The sequence below is a fragment of the bacterium genome, assembly GCA_012517375.1.
GTDB lineage: Bacteria > Hydrothermota > Tepidihabitantia > B3-TA06 > B3-TA06 > JAAYVC01.
This window is the reverse complement of the sequence record JAAYVC010000047.1, coordinates 1-16,140: the sequence shown is the minus strand read 5'-3', so window position 1 is coordinate 16,140 and position 16,140 is coordinate 1. Positions and strand designations below refer to the sequence as shown.

The following is a 16,140-nucleotide window of genomic DNA, read 5'->3' as shown; positions in this document are numbered from 1 at the left end:
CTTTTTATTCCCGTCAATTAGGCTTGCCCTTTTTCCTAAATTGGATAGAATATATACGTGGCTCGTATAGGGATAACCCTTGGCGATGTGGCTGGAATTGGCCCTGAGATTGTCATCAAGGCTCTGGACAGGATACCGCGAGAGCTCAATAATTTGACAATCATCGGCCCTTTGAGTATTCTTAGGGCAACGCAGATGATGCTATCCCGAACCTTCACACTTCCGCGAGTTGTAGACACCGGAAACTTCGAGTTCGAGTACGGTAAGGTACAGCAGCATGCGGGGGAAGCTGCATTGGCGGCTCTGGTTAAAGGAATTGAATTCATAAAAAACGGCGCAATCGATGCCCTGGTTACATGCCCTGTCAGCAAGCAGGCAGTACAAATGTCTTTTCCTTCCTTCAGGGGGCATACGGAGTATCTTGCCCAGGCTCTGGGGGTTACGGACGTCCTTATGATTGCCCATTCACCCTACGCGTCGTTTGCATTCGTAACAACCCATCTGAGTCTTTCCTCGGTCTCCGAATCTATTACCGCCGAGCAGGTTTACAAAAAGCTCAGACTTTATAACGATTTCCTGGCCTTCTATCATTCAAGACCGGTAAAGATAGGCGTAACCGCTCTTAATCCGCATGCTGAAGAGTTCTCAGAAGGCGAGGAGAAATTTATAGCTCAAGCGATTGCCGGGGCAAGAAATGAAGGCATTGATGCTTGCGGTCCTTTCCCGGCGGATACGATTCATCTTAATATACAAAACTTCGACGGCTTTCTTGTCCAGTATCACGATCAGGGAATGATACCTGCAAAGTTCCTTGCTTCAGGTGAAGGCGTGAATATAACCTGGGGTCTGCCTTTCGTGCGCACGTCTCCTCTTCACGGGACCGCATTCGACATAGCAGGCAAGGATAAAGCCGACCCCTCGAGTATGCTGGCGGCTATCCGCATGGCGGAAAAGCTTGTGAGGAACTAGATGAACGAAAAGAATTTCGATTTCCCTCACGACAAGCCGCCTTTAGAACTCATCGAGAATCTCAAGGCGAAAGCCCGCCAGCTCAGGCGCGATATACTCGTTATGCTTTCAAAGGCGCAGTCAGGGCATACAGGCGGTTCCCTTTCAGCTATCGATATCCTTACAGTTCTTTACTATCACGTCATGAAACACAAGCCGGAAAACCCTTCCTGGCCCGAAAGGGACCGTTTCGTCCTTTCCAAAGGGCATGGAGCGCCTGCGCTTTATGCAGTGCTCGCGGACTGCGGATACTTCCCAAGGGATTATCTTGAAAAGCTGCGCAGGCTTGGTTCGCCCCTTCAGGGCCATCCCTGCGTGAGCACTCCAGGCATCGAGATATGCACCGGCTCCTTAGGTCACGGACTCTCGCTAGCCAACGGAATGGCGCTCGGCGTAAGGATTGACGGCCTTACGTCCCGCATATACGCTCTCCTGGGTGATGGAGAGTGCCAGGAGGGAGAGGTGTGGGAGGCTGCGATGAGCGCTTCCCACTACAAGCTCTCGAATCTCACTGCAATCGTCGATAAGAACGGCTTGCAGATAGACGGTTCTACAGCGGAAGTGATGAACATAGATCCGATTGACGAAAAGTTCCGGGCATTCGGGTGGCACGTTCTCGTTATAGACGGTCACGATTTCAGCCAGTTGCTTTCAGCGTTCAGATTCGCATCGGAACAGAGAGGTTGCCCGACAGCGATAATAGCAAGAACGGTTAAGGGTAAGGGCGTGTCCTTCATGGAAAACAATCTCGAATTTCACGGTAGGGCGCCTACCGATGAGGAGTTAAAATGGGCTCTGGCGGAACTTCAGGAGTAGAAAAGTTTTCCCTGCGCAAGGCTTATTCTGAGGCATTGCTCGAGCTCGGACGCAAGCGCAGGGATGTAGTCGTTCTTGACGCCGACCTTTCGTCGTCGACTCAGACGGCAAGATTCCGCAAGGCGTTTCCCGACCGTTTCTTCAATATGGGCATAGCCGAGGCCGATATGATAGACACCGCCGTGGGCCTTGCAACCACCGGCAAGCTCGTGTTCGTTTCGACCTTCGCCATGTTCGCGGTGGGCAAGCCATGGGAGCAGGTCCGCAACTCGGCTGCCTATTCAGGCGTCACCCTCAACATCGTAGCCACGCACTCCGGAATAACGGTAGGCGAAGACGGCGCCTCCCATCAGGCTATAGAGGATATGGCCCTGATGAGAATCATTCCGAGAACGACCGTCATCGCGCCTGCGGACGATATAGCTACCTATGCACTTGTCATGGAGCTTGCAGGGCACGAGGGTCTCTCCTACATGAGACTTACAAGGCCGAATCTTCCGAGGATTTACAACGAGAACGAAACATTCAAGATTGGTAAGGCCAAGGTGCTGAGCGAAGGAACCGATGCCGTCCTTATCGCCACAGGCTCGCTCGTCTGGCCCTCACTCGTGGCTTCCGAACTCCTTTCTTCCGAGGGCATATCTGCAGGGGTCATCGACATGCATACGGTGAAGCCTCTGGACGAGGACGCCGTGCTTGCCGCCGCGTCAAAAACCGGCCTTGTTATCACGGCTGAGGAGCATTCCGTTGTGGGCGGTCTGGGCGATGCGGTCGCATCCCTTCTTGCGGAAAAAAGACCCACCAGACTCGCAAAGATAGGCGTAAAGGACAGGTTCGGAGAATCGGGTTCATGCGACGAGCTTATGGAATACTTCGGGTTCACGCCCGAGGAGCTGGCTTCAAACGTGAAGGAAATACTTGGACGCCGTACATGATACGGATTGAAGCATTAAGCAAGGTTTTCCCGCCGGAGCAGCGCGTTTTTGAAGGATTAACCCTTCGTGTTGAAAAAGGCGAATGGATATGGATTATAGGCGCGACAGGGGTAGGGAAGAGCGTACTCCTGAGGACAATATGGGGTGCCGAAAAACCGACCGAAGGAAAAGTCTTCATCTTCGATGAAGATATACATGCGCTCAAGGAAAAGCCTCTATCGAAGCTGAGACAAAGGCTGGGTTTGGTTTTTCAAGATATCCGTCTTTTCGATGACAGGTCTGCCATTGACAACATAAGCTTCATCCTGAGGGCGCTTGGTTTTTCAAAAAAAGATTCCCTTCTCAGAGCCGGAGACTGGCTGGCACGGGTGGGCATGTCCGATTATCAGGAGCGCTGCCCCTACGAGTTGTCCGTAGGACAGCGGCAGAAGATTGCGCTTGCCCGCGCCCTTGCAAAGGAGCCTGATATCCTGCTAATGGATGAGCCTTTTTCGGCGCTTGACGAGAAGGAGGAGCGGGAGATGCTCAAGCTTCTTGGAGAGGTCAATCACAAAGGGATGACGATTCTTGCCGCGAGCCACGTTCACGAAGTACTGCATTTTCTGCCGGGCAGGGTTCTTGCCTTGAGCAAGGAAGGACTCTCATGAACCCCGGTTTCGTTCTCAAGGAGGCGACCAATCTCTTTTTCAAGGGACGCAGGGTTTCGTTTGCCGCCTGCGCCATCTTCGCCGTCGTTCTTTCCATCGTTGGCGTATTCGCACTCGGAACCTTCTACCTTCTGGATTTCAAGAAATCCGTAGAGGAGAGGCTTGAGGCGGTCATTTTCCTCTCTAATGACGCGGATTCCGGCCTGCTTCTTTCAGAGATATCGAACCTCGAGGGTGTTTCCTCGGGCTCAGCCGTAACGAGCGAGCAGGCGCTCAGCGAGTTCAAACTGGAGCTGGGAAGGGACGCAAGGCTCCTTGATATACTCGACTCCAACCCTCTTCCGCCATCCATACGCTTGAGGCTAACACCCGAGTACCGCACTCGAGCCAAGCTAGATGCGCTAGAACAGAAGCTCAAGCTGTTCAAGGGCGTGGAGGAGGTATGGATAGACCGCAACCTCTTATCAAGGCTCAACACCTTCCTATATGTTATCCTGGGAGCCGACTTTTTCATTCTTCTTCTTGTTGGATTTTCAGCCGTTCTCGTGACCATGCTGGCCACGCGGTTCGCTATACTGGACAGGCGCAGAATCATCGATATATACTGGCTTATGGGCGTTACGCCGCGGACTCTGCGGGCGCCTTACGTCATAGAGGGAATATACGCAGGCTTCTTCGCAAGCATCATCTCCTACGTTATCGTGTTCGTTCTGCATACGCTCCTGGCAAGACTCCATCTAGGCGTCGGGTTTCCGGCTCTTCAAATTGCCATAATTCTTGCGGGACTCGGCGTCCTCTTCGGATGGCTTGGCTCAGGTCTTGCAATTGACGCCTTCAAACTGAAGCGGACGTGAAGCGCCTCGCAGTCTGGCTCACAGTTTTACTCTTTCCGTTTCTCGTGATGCCCCAGTCAAGGGCGCAGAGGGAGAAGGAACTGGACAACATCCGCTCCCGGCTCAGTGCGGTAAGAAAAGAGATAGCTTCTCTCAAAACGCAGGAGAAGGGAGTAGTTCAGGAGATTGACCTTTTGAGTGAACAGGTGAAGCTTTCAAGACAATTGATAGCAGAACTCGAGGCTTCGTCAAGGGCAACCGGACATGAGATAGATTCGCTGGAGAGGGAGGTCTCGCGGCTCGAGGTCGAGATATCCGGAAGCAAGGATAATCTGAGACAAAGGCTTCTTTCCATATACAAGCGGGGCCAGTACTACGACCTGGAGCTGATATTCGGGGCGAAATCCGCAGCCGAGGTGTACGACCGCATCTACTTCACGAGATACGCCGCCCGAGCGGAGGAGAGGTTGTTCGAGAAGCTTCTGGCTGCAAAGGACGCGATAGATTCCCGCAAGACGAGCCTTAAGATATACAACAACGAGCTGGTGGCGCTTCTTTCCGAAAAGAAGGATGCGGAGGACTCTCTTGTTGCAGCAAGACGGTCCAAGGAGGGCAGGCTCAACGAAATCAAAGGCTCGGCGGCATCTAAAGAGAAGCTAGTCAATGAACTCGAGGAAAAAAGAAGGCAGCTGGAAAGGCTTCTGGCCACAATGGATCAGAAGAGCTCATCATCTCCCACGCGGCAGCCTGCAGGCACCGTTATTGAAAAGGGGAGAGGCAGCATGCCGTGGCCGGTAACGAGCCATAAAATAGTCTCAAACTACGGCATAAACGTTCACCCGAGATACAACACGAAGACGAGGAACGACGGTATAGATATAGACTGTTCGGGTGGCCAGACCGTGAAAGCCATAAACAAGGGCAAGGTCGTGTACGCCGAGAACTTGAGCGGTTACGGACTCCTCGTACTCGTTGACCACCAGGACGGCTATTACACCATCTACGGCAACCTGGATAACATCAGCGTAAAGAACGGCCAGTCGGTATCGCAGGGGCAGACTCTCGGTTCGTCATCCGACTATCTCCACTTCGAGATCAGGCAGGGAACGTCTTCTCGCAACCCGATTGACTATCTGAAGTAATGCAGGCAGCCAACTCATCCGTACTCAGGATGCTTTCGGGTCAAAGGCAGGCTCTTTCATTCCTCGAAAAAGCGGCGCTCTCTCCAAGGGGGGGATACATATTTCACGGTCCGGACGGAGTGGGGAAGAGAACGGCAGCCCTTCTCTTCGCGGCTTCAATCAATTCGCCGAGCGCGGCGCAAGAGATTTTTTCGCTTTCCCATCCCGATGTGGCAGTTCTTTTCCCGTTCAAGGCTGAGCCCCAGTCAGGAAAGGAATCCTGGCTTGCCGACCTCGTTGGAGAAAGGTCAAGCTACACTCTGGGCAGTATCTCGCCTGATCCGAACCCTTCATGGGTGGTTTCAATCGAGCGAATCCGCGAGCTCCGCAAGGAGATGCTTTATCCTCCGCGCGTGCTTAACCGCAGGGTAGTGATGATATTCGATTTCGACCGCGTCCGTGACGAGGGCGCGAACGCATTTCTCAAGACTCTGGAGGAGCCCCAGGCCGACAGCGTAATCATCTTGACCACTTCGAGGCCTTTTTCCCTTCCTGCAACCATCCGGTCACGATGCAAGATGGTCAGGTTCAATATGCTTGAGGACGAGGAAGTCAAGAACGTTTTAATTGACAGGGGCTTCGGTGAGGACGAAGCTGTCACTGCAGCCGATTTCTCGTCGGGCAACCTCAAGCGCGCGTTGCTTTTCCTCTCGGACAAGTCAAGCGTTATCTCGGAAGACGTTATGGCTTTTCTTGAGGGCTCGCTTTCCGAAATAGACAGAATCAGACTCATGGAGAAGCTCGGCTACAGGGCCGGACTGGATGTCATCATCGGCTCATTCATGCTTGTATTCAAGTGGGTATTGAGGTCGCAGACCGGCCGCAGGCCGCGCTGGAAGAGGCTCGATTCGATTGTTTCAAATCTCTCACAGCGTATTCCGCATCCCTCGCTGCTCGAAAACATTCTCCTGACCCAGAGGATGTCCGGTCGCGTAATACTGAACCCTACACCTTCGCTCTTTCTTTACGAATACCTCACGTCCCTTAAGCTGGGCGGCTAGCCTATTTAATTAAAACGAAGCGTTCTTTGCAGACGGAGTTACCTGTATCAAGCGTCGCGAAATAAACGCCTGAAGGTAGCGGAGCCGTAGTTATTTCCAGTCTGTGGACGCCTCTTTGTAGCATGCCGAGATTTTTACTGGATATTCTCTTTCCTGAAGCGTCGTACAGGGCAAAGCGCAGATTTATGTCCGATGATACTGCGATGTTCATAAGAACCTTATCTGAGCCCGAGACGATAGAGGAAAGGAGTGTTGCTTCATTCTTCATGCTCCCTGGTCCAGCCGGTTCCGATACGCCGATATGGTAGCCGAACCACTCGAAGAAGCGTTTCATCAATACGTCCTGCGACAAGACAACGGAAGGATTCCCACCGACACCCTCGAACGGGAAGGCAAGATAAATGACCTGGAACGTGTCATTCTTGACAATCAGCGCTCCGGCGTCGCCGTCGGAATACTGGAGTATGGCATCGGCACCCTCGAGGCCGAATACCGCGTCTTTTGAATCCGAGTATGAAGGCAGAACGGCTATCTTTTCATCTTCACCTACAATAGGATTTCCGGGCGTCCCTGCAAGGAGCACCTCATCCTCTTTAGCGTGTCTGAACTCCGCATGAAGGTAGTTGTCGTAGAAGGCGGATCCGCTCCTTTCCTCGCCAAGGTTCTCGCTCGATATTATGAGTTTTCCACCGCTATCGAGGAGTGCGGAAAGAAGCCCTTCCTCATCGTCATCGAGTGTTTCCGATTTCTTGCCCGTGAACCATACGACAACGGAATCACGAATTCCCTGATTCAGGACTATTTCCTCAATTCCATCGAGGTCATCCGAATTAGCGATTTCGTAAGGCACGCCTATTTTGTCGAGTACGTCCTCGTACATCGACAGAATATCGTCGTTGTCGGCATCGTTTACGATAATGACGCCGGGCCAGCCGAAGACTATCTCGGCCGTAAAGCTCTGTTCCGCGCCGGTATTCAATTCCCTCAATACAATCTCTGCGTCGGTCTTTATGCAGCCCGGTGAGGACGCTGAGATCGTAACCGAGAAGGGATCCGAATTATTGGAAACAGTTTCTCCCGATTCTACAGCACCTATAACGCTTGTAGCTTTTCCAATTGTGATGTAGGGATTGTCTATAAAAAGTTCGGCCTCTACGTTTTCGCCTCTTCCCCAGGAGTTGGTCAGCGTGATATAGATTGAACCGGTTTCGCCTTTTTCGATCCTCGCTGCTCCAGGGCTTTGCTGGCTTAAAGACTCCAACTTGAAATAAGGCAGATGCCGTCCGACATCCAGGTTCGCGGTCATGACGCTGTCAGAGTTGCTTATCGAAAGCACTGCAACCTTGGTTTCTTCCTCGTGGTAGTCGCGGCTGGTCGGATAAGGCAGGAAGCCCGCAAACTCCTTGCGAAGACTCGTGCCCGGGAACGCATCGCCTGGATCGCCCTGGTTGGAGTTGCGCTCAAGATCGAACCTGCCGTCCGCCTGTTCGACTGCTACATGGTAGTGCAGGGCTGCGGAGCCTTCACCCGGAATGTACTGATCGTCGTTGCTCCATTTGTAATCATCAACGTGGTATATCAATAAGCCTTCGCCGGGAAGGTTTTTATCAAAACGGCCTATCTTCTGCCTGTTCTCCACCAGAAAATATTGCCTGGGCACCGTATCGCCGTCCGTCCAGAGCCGGTAGGCCTTGGGAGTGTACTCTGCCGCAGGAATGGGTGCGTTTACCTTATAGTCCTTGATCAACTCCGGCTCGATCCAGCCCAGCTGGGACTTGCTCCATGCGTCGAAATGGGCGGGCGTGGCGCCGCCGCCGTTCCAGGAACCGGAAGCCATTATCGTCCAGCGTCCGGCGCCCTCCGCGTCGTAGCCGTAGTCGTACAAATCGGGCAGCCCCAGTATGTGTCCGTACTCGTGGGCGTAGACGCCCATGTTGATTAGCGCGCCGTCGCAGCGCTCCTCGGGCTGGTGCGAGTACCTTCCGATTCGTATCTTGCCGCCGTTTTTGGCGTTGTCGTTTGTCTCAAAGTCGGTGCCGGACATGTGCGACCATATCTTTCCGCAGTGATTCTCCTCGTAGCCAGGACCTGCGTGAACGACATACAGGGCGTCCACGTACCCGTCGTCGTCGCCCGAGTTGGGCTTTGCGTCGGGTCCGTCGTTATCGAACTGGCTGAAGTCGATGTCGGCATCAGCAGCCTGAGCTGCGGCTATTGCAAGCTCGCCCGAGTGCGAAAAGCCGTAGTTTTCTGACCAGTAGGTATAGCTTTCGGGAAGCCTGTACCACTTTCTTCCCTTCGCAGGCGGCGGGGCGACCTTGCCCGTGAATTTGAACAAACCGTACGAGTTCTCGATATAAAAATCCTTCATGCTTCCTGTGGGCCATTTGCCTACGCTGAAGAGAAGGGTGTCGTACTTTGCAGGCGGATGGTTTAGCGTATCCGCTTTGTTATCGACAAAATCCACGAGTATGGCGACCCCTGAGCCCGACGTTACGGGGGCCGCAGGTGCCGGCATCATGGTCAACAAGCTCTGCTGGTTGAAGGTTTTTAGGGCATTGACAACCGATTCAAGTTCGCCGGTTGCCCTTAGCTCCTCAATTAACTCCTCGCTTAAAGGCATGGGGGAGACAGGGTATGCGCTCGATGCTATCATCCCCGATACCATAATAAGTATTCCAGACAAGATATTTTTCATAACCTCAAGTTTAATTGAAAGCTCAGGCGTGTCAAGGTGAAGAACATTCACCCCTTCATCTTACGGGGATGATTTTGGAAACGTGCTTCGAATCGCTCTACGTAACTATAGAATACACGTCCTGACCTGTTCACGTCCCCCATTGTATGATGCCATTCATATGTTGGAGTTCAGTAAGTCAGGTAAAGTACGTAGATGTATTGTTCCTCTTCGGAAATATATTTGAATAAGGACATAAAGACAGGGTTGCCTGACAAGATGAACTGCAGGCAGTTCTTAAAAGGTTAACGTCATTATTGACGCTCTTTCTTCAGTGCGGAATGGACTTTTTTCTTGACATTTCAACTTTTCCAGCTACAATAACCCACACTGCGGGGTGGAGCAGTCTGGCAGCTCGTGAGGCTCATAACCTCAAGGTCGCTGGTTCAAATCCAGCCCCCGCTACTTAGTGTCCTAAGGCCCCCCTTTCGGGGGGTCTTTTTTGGAAGGAAAAACATACATCCTTTCAACTATCCGAATCATCTCAAGAGATTATATTCCCTTTTTTAGGTTTACATTCCATGATTTCGGAATAATATAGCGGAAACAAAAGGAGTAACGTATGAAAACTATTTCAGGAAGCCTGCTTCTTATCTTCATTTTTCTTCCCCTGACAGCCGATACGTGGAGCGACCTTGAGGCAAGGGTTGTAGAACACACGCTTGCAAACGGCATGCAGTTCCTGATATTCGAGCGACATGAGTCGCCCCTTTTCTCCTGCGTCATGAGCGTGGAGGCAGGCTCGGTAAACGAAGTCACCAACAAAACGGGCGTGGCTCATCTTTTAGAACATCTTGCCTTCAGAGGAACAAAAAGTGTAGGAACAAGGGATTACAAGGCGGAATACAGAGCCACGGTGGAACTGGATTCCGCATACGAAAGATACATGAGGCTGAAGGATTCTGATGCAGACTCCGCCTATATCGAGAAACTCCATGACGACTTCGAGGCGAAGAAGGCGAAAGCGGCCTCCTACATCGTCGAGGGAGAATTCTTCAAGATATATGAGTTGAACGGCGGAAGCGGGCTCAACGCAGGTACGAGCTACGACAACACCTCCTTCATCGTAACGCTTCCTTCCAACCGGTTCGAGCTTTGGGCCGCCATGGAGTCGGAAAGGCTCATGAATCCGGTATTCAGGCAGTTCTACGAGGAGCGCGACGTCGTAATGGAGGAGCGCCGCATGGGCACGGACAACAGCCCATCCGGACTCTTCTGGGAGGAGTGCAACAGCATAAGTTACAAGGCTCATCCGTACGGCCAGCCCATAATCGGCCACATGAGCGATATTGAGCATCTGAGCCGCAGGGATGTAGAGAATTTCTGCTCGACGTACTACGCGCCCCAGAAAATAACCGTAGCCATCGTAGGCGACGTTGATGCAGAAAAGATTATTCCCGTAATTGATGAATACTTCGCTGCTATCCCCAAAAAACCTGATCCTCCCGAAGTGATAACGAGAGAGCCTGAACAGAAAAACACGAGGCGCATTGAGATGAAATCCAAAAGCCAGCCCCTGATGAGCATGGAGTTCCGCACGGTTCCCAAATGGGATCAGGATGAGAACGCTCTCTCGATGCTTGCAAGCGTACTGGGTTCGGGAAGAACATCTCGTCTCTGCCGGAAACTCGTCGAGGAACGCAAGATTGCCCGCTACATCAGTGCCTATCACATGGTGCTGCGCTTTGACGGGTCGTTCACAATCTACGGAGCGCCCATGAAGGGCTACACCTCTGCCGATCTGGAGAAAGCGGTTCTGGAGGAGCTTGCCGGGCTCAAAACCAATCCTGTTACTCAGGACGAGCTCGATGCCGCCCGCGCACGCTGGGAGGTGAGCCTTTACGACAGATTTTCTTCGAACATGGGCATGGCCGCTACTCTATCCGTCGGGAACCAGTATGAGGGAGGCTGGCGCCGGAACTTCGAGCGGCCCAAGGCGATGAAGGAGCTTGTTTCCGAAGACCTGATGCGGGCCGCTGAAAAGTACCTGAACCCCGACCATCGAACCGTCGGACTCCTGGAGGTGGAGAATGACTAGAAAGATTGTCGCATCAATTCTCCTAGCCACGTTATGCGCTGCAGGCGCAAAAAAAGATCCACGCACCATGCGGTTTCCTCTTACATTGGAGTTCACGCCCCAGAACGTTGAGCGCTTCACGCTCTCCAACGGCATACAGGTCTTCTTCTCGGAAGACCACGAGCTACCGCTAGTAGATATTGATTTCCTTGTCAAGACGGGGGAGAACCGTGTTGCGCCCAAAGAGTCGGGATTATCCGATCTGCTTTGCGACCTAGTAGTAGAAGGCGGAAGCAAAAAGGTTCCCAAGAGAGCGTTCGAGGACAGCCTTCAAAAAGTAGGAGCGACATTCAGAAGCGAAGCCGGAAATGAAAGCTCAAGATACAACCTTCATCTGCTTGCTTCAAGCGTACCCGCTCTCCTGCCACTTGTCGCGGGCGCAATACGTGAGCCTGCGCTTCCCAAGTCTCAGATAGAGCTCAACAAGCGCCAGTACCTTACTGCATACATGTCGCGCAACTCGGAACCTGAAGAGATAGCCAGCCGCGCATTCTACAAGCTTCTTTACGGAAAGGAGAGTCCGAGGTCTCGCGAGATTACGCCTTCGAGCCTTGAACTCATTACACGGAAAGCCATGCAGGAGTATCATGCGGCAAACTACCGACCCTCCCTTTTCATGATTGGCGTTTCGGGCGACTTTGACCCCAAGGTTATGCTAGAGCTTCTCGAACAATGCTTCGGCGACTGGAAGGAACCTGAAAAAGAACCGTCTCTGCCGTATCCTCTCATATCCAATTCATCCGGACCAGGGGTCTACTTCATTCAGTGGCCCGGTGCAGTGCAGAGCGCCATCTGGCTTGGGCATCTCGGGATACTTGCGAGCGACCCGCAGTACCCTGAGGCTCTTATGCTTTCAGAGGTTTACGGCACGAGCAGAACGTCGCGGATAAACATGACGATAAGGGAGCAGTACGGCCTGTCGTATTCGCCTTACGGCTGGATATCGTCGGGATACACCGCACCCGGATCTTTCGCCGCCTTATGCCTTACGAAGTCTACATCGACAATAAAGGCGACCAGGCTCATACTCGGCATAATAAGGGACCTCAAAAAAGAAGGAATAAAGGAAGCGGAGCTCGTTCAGGCCAAGGAGAGCTGGCTTGCTACATTTCCCGCATACTACGAGGACCCGCGCCAGATTCTTTCAAGCCGGATGAACTACGCCGCGTTCGGATTTCCCGTAGATTTCTGGGACAAGATGCCTGCAAAGATTGAACCCTTGAGCCGCGAGAGCGTCTCCGCATTCGCGGAGCGGTTTCTTGAACCCGACAGCCTCATAATACTGATTCTTGGAGACTCGACCGGCCTCGACGGCAACGTCAGTGAGTTCGGCAAGGTAGTGGTTATCGACCCCGAGGTCTACTAAGATATCTTCATTCACAGAGCCGGCCGCAAGGGCCGGCTCTTTTTTTACCCAGCCTGTTCGTGATAATATTGGCGCCACAGCTTGACATCGTAAGAGCTTAGTATAATATCTTTTATGGGCGGGTTTGACGCTGCATTTCAGAAAGTCGCTTCCCTTGTTGAAGCTTTTGAAAGCAATCTGAACCACTACAAATCCCCAAAGTACACCGAGGCGCAGGCGCGCAAGGATTTCATAGATAAGTTCTGGATGGCGCTCGGCTGGGACGTTAATCATGACGTGCAGACCAACCCTTACGAGCAGGAGGTGAAGGTCGAGCGCAGCGTCACGACAGAAGGCAAGCAGCGCCGGGCCGATTACGCCTTCTACCTTGCGCCAAACTACCACGACGTCAAGTTCCTTGTCGAGGCAAAGAAGCCTTCTGTTGACATCGCGACGCCGGAGAGCTGTTTCCAGCTCATCCGCTACGCATGGAACTCCGACACGCCGCTTGCCGTTCTCACCGACTTCGAGCAGTTCCTTGTCCTCGACTGCCGCTACAAGCCCGACATCGGCTCCGCTACGAATCAGGTATTGCAGAAGTATTACTATACAGAATACACGGACAAGGAAAAGTTCGCAAAGATATACTGGCTCTTCTCGCACGAGGCGGTCGAGCAAGGCTCCATCGAGAAGCGGGCGGCCGAACTACCCAAGCCTCGCGGGAAAGCAGTCCAGCGCGGGTTATTCTCAGGCGGCTACCAGAGCATTGACTCCTCGTTCCTCGCCGAACTCGACGAACACCGCATGTCGCTCGCAAAGAACTTCAAGAATAATAATCCCGAACTTGAAAGCGAGACGCTGACAGAGCTAGCACAGCGCACGCTTGACCGGCTCGTGTTCCTGCGGTTCCTCGAGGACAAGGGCATTGAGCCTGCGCGTCTCGTTGAAAACTTCGGCGCGAAAGGTTCGGCGTGGCACGACTTCATCGCGGCCAGCCGCAGGCTCGACGGCATCTACAACGGCATCGTCTACAAACATCACGACATCCTGGACAGCAAGGATTTTCAAGTTGACGACAAGGCGTTCTCGCAGATACGCGACAGCCTGGCGCACGCCAACTCGCCTTACGACTTCAACTCAATCCCCATTCATATCCTCGGTTCAATATACGAGCGCTTTCTTGGCAAGGTCATCGTTGCCACCGATAAGCGCGCCAGGGTTGAAGAAAAGCCCGAGGTTCGCAAGGCGGGCGGCGTCTACTACACGCCCTCCTACATCGTCCGCTACATTGTTGCCAACACGGTCGGAAAACTCATAGAGGGGAAGACCCCCGCCGAGATTGCAAAAATGCGGTTTGCCGACATTGCCTGCGGGTCGGGTTCGTTTCTTTTGGCCGTGTACGATTTGTTGCTGGACTACCACGGCCACTACTACAACGACCATCCCGATAAGGCGCAGAAGGCCGACTGCGTGGAGCGCGGCGGCAAGCTTTACCTTACGCTCGCAAAAAAGCGCGAGATACTATTGAACAATATCTACGGCGTGGATATTGACCCGCAGGCGGTGGAGGTCTGCCAGCTTTCGCTCTACCTCAAGCTCCTGCAGGACGAGACCGAGGCCAGCGCGCACCAGTACCTTTTGGACTTTGCCCGAGATGCAAGGCTAAAGAAGCTGCTGCCCGACCTGAGCCGCAATATCCGCTGCGGCAACTCGCTTATAGGTCCCGACTTTTATAACGAGCAAGGCAATTTGTTCGATACCAAAGAATCGCGCCGCATAAACGCTTTCGACTGGTACAGCAAGGAGCACGGCTTCGGCGAGATTATGCGGGGAAAAAGCCGCCAGCTCTGGCTTGTGACTTTCGTGACCCACAACTCGCGCATATCGCAGCGCCTATTGGACAAGGGGCGTTTATTAGACAAGGGGTTTAAACCCCTTGTCCCTCCGGGGTTTAAACCCCTTGTCTCTCTGAAAGAGCCTTTTATATTCACGCCGGAGGAGCAGTTATTGATAGCCGCCAAGATTGCTGAAGCCTGCCGTCGCCACGACGTGCCGGTGGTGGCCTGGAACGTTCTTTCCGATCACGTTCACATGATTATTGCCGCCGAATCTGAAGAGGAGCTTAACGAACTCGTTCACAAGATTAAGGGGTATAGTTCCAGGGCTTATCAGGAAGCGCAGGGCTGGGAAAAGGGTCAGCACGTATGGGCGCAGAAATTCAACCGCAAACCTGTAAAGGACGATAAGGCGCTTACTGATATGATGAACTACGTGCAGAACAATCACCTTAAGCACTCATTAGACAAGGGGCGTTTATTAGACAAGGGGTTTAAACCCCTTGTCCCTCCCGGAGTTAAACCCCTTGTCTCCCGCGAGAAGCTTGAGCCGGTGCTCAACTCCATCTGCATCTCTGTCGAGGATGCCTCGAGCCCGCAGGGCGGCTTTGACGCGGTGATTGGCAATCCGCCGTATGTGCGGCAGGAAGGGCTTGGAGAACAAAAGGAGTACTTTGCAAAGAAATACCAAGTGTATGCAGGGACTGCTGATCTTTATGCTTATTTCATCGAGAAGGGAATAAGCATACTTAGGGGGGAAGGGGTGTTCAGTTTTATTGTTGCTAACAAATGGCTACGTGCTAACTATGGAAAGCCTCTCAGGCGCTGGTTGAAGAAATTGCGGATTGAGGAGTTGCTCGATTTTGGCGATCTTCCAGTCTTTGAAGGCGCGACAACATATCCGTGCATATTAAAAGTCACAAAGGCAAAACCAAACAAAGAATTTGATGCAGCCAAAATTGAAAGACTTGATTTTCATGATTTGTCCAGTTATGTAAAGAAGTTAAAATACAAGGTTAATCAATCTAATTTGAGTGATGAAGGCTGGTCACTATCCGATTCAAAAGATGAGATGGTGCTTTCAAAACTCAAAACCACAGGAGTACCACTTGGCGAATATGTCAATGGTAAAATATACAGAGGCGTTCTGACTGGCCTCAACGAGGCATTTGTCATTGATGCCGAAACTCGCAAGCGATTAATCAAAGAAGACCCTAAGAACAAAGTGTTAATCAAACCATTCTTAGCGGGTTCAGATATTAAAAGATATGGAACATTATCAACCGAGCGATACTTGATTTTCACTAGAAGAGGAATCAATATCAAACAATACCCAGCCATTGAGAGATATCTAGAAACCTTCAAAACCCAACTCAAGCCGAAGCCTAAAGAATGGAACGAAAAGAAGGACGGGAAGTGGAAAGGTCGAAAACCGGGTTCATACCAATGGTTTGAAATCCAGGATTCCATTGATTACTTCGAAGAATTCGATAAGCCGAAGATTATTCTCCCTGACATCTCACCACGAGGGAATTTTACTTTTGATTGTGAAGGGAAATACTATTCAGTAAATACAACCTATATCATACCCACTGATGATAAATACCTTTTAGGTATCCTCAATTCAAGCCTCATTACCCAGTTCTACAAGAGCATCTCATCTACCTATCGTGGTGGTTACTTGCGCTTTATCTATCAATATCTCATTCAACTTCCCATCCGAAC

The 16,140-nt window shown here is 52.0% G+C and carries 11 protein-coding genes and 1 tRNA gene; 11 read left to right on the top strand and 1 reads right to left on the bottom strand.

Features of this window, described 5'->3' with window-relative positions; all coding sequences use genetic code 11:
- The first annotated feature begins 57 nt into the window (after positions 1-57).
- The 7 genes from GX441_05565 to GX441_05535 are packed head-to-tail and all read left to right on the top strand — an operon-like array spanning position 58 to position 6,421.
- Positions 58-969, top strand: a complete 912-nt coding sequence (locus GX441_05565; GenBank protein NLI98112.1) for a 4-hydroxythreonine-4-phosphate dehydrogenase PdxA — start codon at positions 58-60, stop codon at positions 967-969.
- Positions 970-1,824: a transketolase gene (locus GX441_05560; GenBank protein ID NLI98111.1), complete on the top strand. Its 855-nt coding sequence runs from the start codon at positions 970-972 to the stop codon at positions 1,822-1,824.
- The gene (locus GX441_05555; GenBank protein ID NLI98110.1) at positions 1,797-2,759 is read left to right on the top strand and encodes a transketolase family protein; all 963 of its coding nucleotides are present in this window, start codon (positions 1,797-1,799) and stop codon (positions 2,757-2,759) included. The genes GX441_05560 and GX441_05555 overlap by 28 nt, the downstream gene beginning before the upstream one ends.
- On the top strand, positions 2,756-3,406 hold the full coding sequence (locus GX441_05550) for an ABC transporter ATP-binding protein (GenBank protein NLI98109.1): 651 nt from the start codon (positions 2,756-2,758) through the stop codon (positions 3,404-3,406). The genes GX441_05555 and GX441_05550 overlap by 4 nt, the downstream gene beginning before the upstream one ends.
- Entirely contained in the window at positions 3,403-4,260 is an 858-nt protein-coding gene (locus GX441_05545; protein ID NLI98108.1) for a hypothetical protein, read from the top strand. The genes GX441_05550 and GX441_05545 overlap by 4 nt, the downstream gene beginning before the upstream one ends.
- Complete coding sequence (locus GX441_05540; protein NLI98107.1) at positions 4,257-5,381, top strand: peptidoglycan DD-metalloendopeptidase family protein; 1,125 nt, start codon at positions 4,257-4,259, stop codon at positions 5,379-5,381. The genes GX441_05545 and GX441_05540 overlap by 4 nt, the downstream gene beginning before the upstream one ends.
- Positions 5,381-6,421 (top strand): AAA family ATPase, encoded by a 1,041-nt coding sequence (locus GX441_05535; GenBank protein ID NLI98106.1) that lies wholly within the window; start codon positions 5,381-5,383, stop codon positions 6,419-6,421. Before GX441_05540 ends, GX441_05535 begins: the two co-directional genes overlap by 1 nt.
- Position 6,422: 1 nt before the next feature.
- Here the strand turns inward: GX441_05535 and GX441_05530 are convergent, their stop codons facing one another.
- Positions 6,423-9,119 (bottom strand): M6 family metalloprotease domain-containing protein, encoded by a 2,697-nt coding sequence (locus GX441_05530; GenBank protein ID NLI98105.1) that lies wholly within the window; start codon positions 9,117-9,119, stop codon positions 6,423-6,425.
- 370 nt (positions 9,120-9,489) lie between these two features.
- Here GX441_05530 and GX441_05525 point away from each other — a divergent pair.
- From GX441_05525 to GX441_05510, 4 genes are all read left to right on the top strand, one after another.
- A tRNA-Met gene (locus tag GX441_05525) sits at positions 9,490-9,563 on the top strand.
- A 157-nt stretch (positions 9,564-9,720) separates the two neighbouring features.
- On the top strand, positions 9,721-11,196 hold the full coding sequence (locus GX441_05520; GenBank protein NLI98104.1) for an insulinase family protein: 1,476 nt from the start codon (positions 9,721-9,723) through the stop codon (positions 11,194-11,196).
- Positions 11,189-12,601, top strand: coding sequence for an insulinase family protein (locus tag GX441_05515; protein NLI98103.1), 1,413 nt, complete (start codon positions 11,189-11,191; stop codon positions 12,599-12,601). Before GX441_05520 ends, GX441_05515 begins: the two co-directional genes overlap by 8 nt.
- A 114-nt stretch (positions 12,602-12,715) precedes the next feature.
- On the top strand, positions 12,716-16,140 hold a 3,425-nt coding region (locus tag GX441_05510; protein ID NLI98102.1), incomplete at its 3' end, for an N-6 DNA methylase.

What these genes read in the sequence shown, in the direction of transcription:
- GX441_05560 (NLI98111.1), top strand. Translation starts at nt 970, where the DNA reads ATGAACGAAAAGAATTTCGATTTCCCTCACGACAAGCCGCCTTTAGAA.
- GX441_05555 (NLI98110.1), top strand. Translation starts at nt 1,797, where the DNA reads ATGGGCTCTGGCGGAACTTCAGGAGTAGAAAAGTTTTCCCTGCGCAAG.
- GX441_05550 (NLI98109.1), top strand. Translation starts at nt 2,756, where the DNA reads ATGATACGGATTGAAGCATTAAGCAAGGTTTTCCCGCCGGAGCAGCGC.
- GX441_05545 (NLI98108.1), top strand. Translation starts at nt 3,403, where the DNA reads ATGAACCCCGGTTTCGTTCTCAAGGAGGCGACCAATCTCTTTTTCAAG.
- GX441_05535 (NLI98106.1), top strand. Translation starts at nt 5,381, where the DNA reads ATGCAGGCAGCCAACTCATCCGTACTCAGGATGCTTTCGGGTCAAAGG.
- GX441_05530 (NLI98105.1), bottom strand. Translation starts at nt 9,119, where the DNA reads ATGAAAAATATCTTGTCTGGAATACTTATTATGGTATCGGGGATGATA.
- GX441_05520 (NLI98104.1), top strand. Translation starts at nt 9,721, where the DNA reads ATGAAAACTATTTCAGGAAGCCTGCTTCTTATCTTCATTTTTCTTCCC.
- GX441_05515 (NLI98103.1), top strand. Translation starts at nt 11,189, where the DNA reads ATGACTAGAAAGATTGTCGCATCAATTCTCCTAGCCACGTTATGCGCT.